At 63.6% G+C, this 5,907-nt stretch carries 6 protein-coding genes; all 6 read left to right on the top strand.

Going from position 1 to position 5,907, the window contains the following annotated elements:
* Nucleotides 1-619: sugar transferase (locus tag ACE04F_RS18360; RefSeq protein WP_486108893.1), on the top strand; the 619-nt coding region annotated here is incomplete at its 5' end.
* Complete coding sequence (locus ACE04F_RS18355) at nucleotides 620-1,264, top strand: CpsD/CapB family tyrosine-protein kinase (protein ID WP_486108891.1); 645 nt, start codon at nucleotides 620-622, stop codon at nucleotides 1,262-1,264.
* Nucleotides 1,265-1,284: 20 nt separating this feature from the next.
* Nucleotides 1,285-2,307: a polysaccharide biosynthesis/export family protein gene (locus tag ACE04F_RS18350; protein ID WP_486108889.1), complete on the top strand. Its 1,023-nt coding sequence runs from the start codon at nucleotides 1,285-1,287 to the stop codon at nucleotides 2,305-2,307.
* Between the two features lie 17 nt (nucleotides 2,308-2,324).
* On the top strand, nucleotides 2,325-3,917 hold the full coding sequence (locus ACE04F_RS18345; protein ID WP_486108887.1) for a GumC family protein: 1,593 nt from the start codon (nucleotides 2,325-2,327) through the stop codon (nucleotides 3,915-3,917).
* A complete protein-coding gene (locus ACE04F_RS18340; protein WP_486108885.1) occupies nucleotides 3,914-5,017 on the top strand; it encodes a glycosyltransferase family 4 protein in 1,104 nt (367 codons plus the stop codon). The genes ACE04F_RS18345 and ACE04F_RS18340 overlap by 4 nt, the downstream gene beginning before the upstream one ends.
* Nucleotides 5,014-5,907 (top strand): O-antigen ligase family protein (locus tag ACE04F_RS18335; protein WP_486108883.1); only part of this gene is annotated, 894 nt, incomplete at its 3' end. The genes ACE04F_RS18340 and ACE04F_RS18335, both read left to right, overlap by 4 nt.

The raw sequence follows: 5,907 nt of genomic DNA, 5'->3' as shown, positions 1-5,907 counted from the left end.
CGGCGGCCGGCCCTGGACCGTCTCGCGCACCAACCGGGTGGTGGCGTGCCTCGGCGCATTGGCCCTGTTGCTGATGCTCAGTCCGCTGCTGCTGGGCCTGGCACTGCTGGTGAGGTTCTCCAGCCCTGGCCCGGTGCTGTTCGTGCAGAAACGCACCGGCTATCGCGGCCGCGTTTTCGGCATGTACAAGTTCCGCACCATGGTCGCCGACGCCGAGGCCTTGAAAGAATCGCTGCGCCACCTCAACAAGCACGGCGCCGACGCCATCGACTTCAAGATCGACAACGATCCGCGCATCACCCCCATCGGCCGGTTCCTGCGCCGCAGCAGCCTCGATGAACTGCCGAACCTGATCAACGTGGTGACCGGCGACATGCGCCTGGTGGGCCCGCGGCCGACCTCGTTCAACGCCTACCGCTACAAGGACAACCATTTGGTGCGCCTGAGCATCTACCCCGGCCTCACCGGCCTCTGGCAGATCTCCGGACGCAGCAATATCGACTTCGACCAGCGCGTGGAACTGGACCTCAGCTATATCGCCGAGCAGAGCCTTTTGCTGGATTTGAAGATCCTGATGATCACCCCCTTCAAAGTCTTCAGCGGCCACGGAGCGAGTTAAATGGACGGTTCAACGAATATCCTGACCATAGCCAGCCCGAGCGAGACCAACCTGACCTCGACCGTGCTCGACCCATCCTTGCGGATCCTGCTCCTGACGGCGGCGAATATCGGCACCGGCACGAGCACCAGCGCCATGGCGCTGGCCGCCCAGTTGGCGCAGATGAGCAGCGGCCGCGTGCTGCTGGTGGATGCCAGCCGGTCGCCGCGCAACCTCAGCCAGCAACTGTCGCTGCAAAAGGAGCGCGGCTTCAGCGACCTGCTGTTCAACAGCCTTTCCCCACCGCTGTTGCAGGACTGCGTGGTGCAGGTTTCCAGCCTGCCCTTCGACGTGCTGCCCAACGGTCGCCTGGGCCATAACGCCGAGCGCCTGAGCCCCGAGCGACTGCGCCCGCTGTTCAGGCAACTGGCGGCGCAGTACCGCTTCGTGGTGATCGACGCCGACGCGGTGTATTCGGCCACCGACACCCTCGTCATCGGTACTCAGGTGGACGGCGTGGTGCTGGTGGTGCGCGGCGAGGACACCCGCTGGGAAGTCGCCCAGGCCGCCCGGCAACGCTTGGCCCAGGCCGGCGCGAAGGTGGTCGGCAGCGTCTTCAATCGCCGCAAGTACTACATGCCCAAGTGGCTCTACAACAACCTGTAAGCCTGCAAAAGGATGACGAGATGAACGCCAGAATGCTTGTCCTGCTGTTGCTGCCGCTTGCCGGTTGCTCCAGCACCACCGATACCCGCTCGATGCCGGTGCAGATCCTCACGGCCGCGCCGGCCAACGCCCAGGCCACCGACATGCCCAAGGTCGAACAGACCCTGCGGCCCCAGGACGTGCTGGATGTGATTTTTCATATCAGCACCACCGCGTCCCAGGCTTATCGGGTACAGCCGGGCGACCAGGTCGCGCTGAACTTTACCGCCGCCAGCCAGCTCAACGGCACGCAACAGGTCATGCCCGACGGCAGCATCGAACTGCCCGGCGCCAACACCTCGGTGAAAGTCGCCGGCCTGAGCACCGACGAGGCCCGCCTGGTGGTACAGCGAGCCTATGACCAGAAGATGCTGTTCCAGCCCAATCGCAACCAGTTGACGGTGCTGGTGACCAGTCCGCTGGCCGGCGAGACGACCTTGCGCAACACCCTGACCCACCCTGGCACCGGCATGAGCCGGGAAATCACCGTGGGCCGGGACGGCTACGCCAGCTTTCCGGAAATCGGCGCCGTACCGCTGCAGGGCATGACCGTCACCCAGTTGGAAACGTTCCTCAACGAGCGCTACGCCAATCTGCCCGGACGCATGAGCGTCGATGTGCTGCTCAAGTCCACTGCCGGCAATGAAATCTATGTCCTCGGTGAAGTGGCCCAGCCCGGTTCCTATCCGATTCGCCGGCCCATCTCGGTACTGGAAGCCCTGACCCTGGCCCGTGGCCCGAACCTCAAGGCCCGGCTCGACTCGGTGGTGATCATGCGCCGCAACGGTAATCAGGTCGAAGCTCGCCATTACGACGTCGAAAAAGCCTTGAGCGGCGACGCCTCGCAAATCGCCTACCTGCAACCGGAAGACATGCTCTTCGTGCCCAAGACCGGGCTGGCCAAAGCCGGCGAAACGGCCCGCCAGTTGGCCGACGTGGTGCTGTTCCAGGGCGTGGGGTTCGGCTTCGGCTACCGCGTCGACAACAAAGGCAGCGACAACTGAAATTCAGGTGACCGATCATGAACCCCAAGGAAAATTATCTGCACGAGTTTTTCAGGATCTTCTTTGCCAACAAGCAGTGGGTGAAGCGCATCTTCCTGATTTTCGCCGTGATCGCCCTGGTGCTGCCATTGATGCTCAAGCAGAGCTTCGATATCACCGCCCAGGTGATCGTCCAGTCGAAAAAACTCTCCCAGGGCGACGCCACCACGTCGCTGAACCAGGAAAACGCCACGTTCATCCCGCCGTCCCTGGCGGACATGGAAACCGAGAGCAATATCCTCCGCTCGCCGGCGTTGATTCGCCAGACCATCCAGACCCTGCGCGACCAGGGCGAGTACACGCCAAGCCCGGGCATTCTCAACAAATGGGTCAGCGAGCCGCTCAAGCGCTACATCACCCAGCCGTTGCGTGAGTATGTGGTCAACCCGTTGCGCGACGGCCTGGGGCTTGAGGTCGATCCGGTGCGCGACACAATGCTCGATACGCTGACCGACCAGGCCATCGAGAACCTGAAGATCGAAACCCTCCCCGGCTCCAATGTCATCTCCATCGTCTACAGCTTCGGTGACCCGGCCCAGGGCACGCGGTTCGTCGCGCAACTGCTGAAGAACTACCTCACCGGCCGCCAGGAACTGCAATCGATCGAACTGCCGCAGACCTTCTACGAGCAGAAAAAAGCCCAATACCAGACGCGTCTCGACGGCCTGGAAGACAAACGCCTGGGGCTGCTCGAAGGCATCGGTTCGTCCGATCCGAAGGAAGAAGTCACGTTCCGCCTGAACGCCATCAATACCGAAGAGCAGGCGCTGAACCTCTATCAGGATCGCCTGCTGCAAAGCCAACGCTGGCTCGACTACCTCAAGAGCAGCCTGGCGGCGACGACCAGCTCGCGGTTCAACGACTACACCTTCCCGTTCACCTTTACCACCACAGTGGACAACATCGCCTTCGAAGACCGGGAAATCCGCCAGTTGGGTGAGCAACTGACTGGCCAGGTCAGCCGCTACATGAATGACCTGGCGATTTTCCAGCCCGGCAGCGAACCGATGCTCCTGGCCCGGGAGCAGATCGTGCGCACCCGCCAGCAGTTCCTGAAAGTGGTGAACAACCGCATCCAGGAACGCACCACCGATCTTGCGGTGGTCAGCTCGGTGATCGAGCAGAAAAAAGCCCGCATCGGGGCCTTCAAGGAGCGCATCCATCAGTTGCAGGAAACCCAGAGCAAGCTGCGGCAGATGGACACCGAGATCAACGCTCTGCATGCGGCGTTCTCCACCTACGCCCAGCGATTCGCCGAAGCCAGCACCGCCCGCTCGCTGGACAACGACCTGTCCAACGCGCGGGTCCTGAGCCCACCTTTCGAACCGACCGCCGCGGCATTTCCCAAGCCGATGCTGATCATCGTGTTCGGCCTGTTCAGCGGCCTGCTGCTGGCCGTCGCCCTGGTCTACGTGCGTGAGTTCTTCGACCATCGCTTCAAGCATCCGGCGCAGATCACCCAGCAACTGGATCTGCCGGTGTTGCTGGTGATCAACGAGCAGTCACCCGAGCAGGTCAATCCGCATCGCAACTGGAGCTTGCCCAGCCTTGTCCATTGGGTGAGAAATTGAACGCGCCGTTCGGCCCGTCCCACCGCAGCAGCCCCCTGTCGATCATTCATCTGCTCGACAGCGGCGGCTTCTACGGGGCCGAGCGGATGCTGCTCGATCATTGTCTGGCAACGCCCGGCCAGCACCAAGTGGTGTTTTTGGCGGCGCCGCCGACCTTGATCACGCGCTTTCGCCAGGCCGGGGTCGACTGCCGCCACTGCGCCAACTGGGCCGAACTGCTGCGGCATTTGCGGCAACGGCGCGCCGAGCGACCGCTGATCAACACGCACAACTTCAAAGGCCTGTTGTTCGGCTGGGCCGCGGCCACGCTGCTGCGCCTGCCCCTGGTGATTACCCAGCACGGCTTTACGCCGCGCAGCACCAAGCAGCGTTTCTATACCTGGCTGAGCCTGCAACTGTGCCGCACCGCCGCGGTCAAGCGCGTGGTATGCGTGGCCGAAAGCATTGCGGCGTTGCACCGCCAGGCCAGCGTGCAGGCGGACAAACTCGACGTGATTCCCAACGGTCTGCCGGCGGTCGCGACGCCCCTGCCGCACCGCAATGACCGGCAGCGCTGGCGGGTCGGCTACGTCGGCCGTTTGAGTAGCGAAAAAGGTCCGGACCTGTTTCTCGACGCCTTGATCCCGCTGTGCCAGCGCCATGCCTCGCTGCATGCGGTGATGCTCGGCGACGGCCCGGAACGCCAGACCCTGCTCAAGCGCATCGCCGATGCCGGGCTGCTTACGCGCATCGAACTGCCCGGCTACCAGACCGACATGAATGCCTGGTGGAGCCGCCTCGACGTCCTGGTGATCAGCTCACGCACCGAGGGTACGCCGATGATTCTGCTCGAAGCCATGCAAGCCGGAGTGCCGGTGGTGGCGTTCGGCGTCGGCGGCATTCCCGATGTCGTGCAGGACCGCCACAACGGCCTGCTCGCCACGCCCGCCGACAGCGAAGAGCTGGCCCGGCAGATCGAGACGCTGTTCAGCGAGCCACCGCTGGCGCAAATCCTCGCCGACAACGCGCGGCGCACCCAACGCGACCGCTACGACTTACGCATGCTGGCCGAACGCTGGTCGCAACTGTATATCCGCACGGCACGGGAGGCTCGGCCATGATTGTCCCGCTCTCGATCGTCAGCCTCCTGGGCCTGGTTTGCCTCATGTTGCTGGCCAGTCCTTATCCGTACCTGGCACCCGGCGCGGTGCTCGGCCTCGTCGGCGTCGCCGTGCTCTATCGCAAGCCTGGCTGGGGCTTGCTGGGGATTGCCGCGCTGGTGCCGTTCGAAGGCCTGTTCAAGGAAAACGCCTTTTCCGGCAGCAAGTTCCTCGGCCTGGCGCTGATCCTGATCCTGGCGTTGCAACTGGCCCTGCACCAGATTCCCGCCACTCGCCTGCGCAGCAATATCTGGAAGCCGCTGATCGGCTTCATGCTGTTCTACGGCCTGAGCCTGCTGCTGTCGGAAAATCCGGGCCTTTCCAGCACCCACTTCCGGGAACTGGCGGTGGGCCTGGTGCTGTTCGCGATCACCCTGCTGATCGGCCGCGAGCTGAACCTGGACCTGTTCTGCCGATTGGTCACCCTGAGCGTCACGACGACCTGCGTGCTGGCGATGTTCTCCGCCCGATACCAGGATCAGGGCCGCGCTTCCGGCCTGTTGGAAGATCCGAACACCTTCGCCCTGCTGATCGCCTTCACCGTGCCGCTGGCGTTGCTGCTGGTGGTGCGCAGTCCGAACCTGCTGCACCGGTTGTTCTGGGGTGGCTGCTTCATCCTGCTGTTGGGCGGCATGACCAAGACCGAATCGCGTTCGGGACTGGTGGTGCTGCTGCTCAGCCTGATGATCGGCTTGTATCACTACCGCGCGCAGCTGCCGCGCATCCGCCCTCGGCACCTGGGCTTCGCGATGCTCGGGCTGGCGCTGCTGATTCCCCTGGCAATCGCGGTGATGCCGGCCGGCTACGTGGCGCGCATCCAGTCACTGAGTATCCTCAGCGCTGGCGCCCGC

Source organism: Pseudomonas sp. AGC41 (assembly GCF_057334555.1).
Note: the sequence above shows the minus strand (reverse complement) of the source record. Positions and strands in the feature narration are given on the sequence as shown.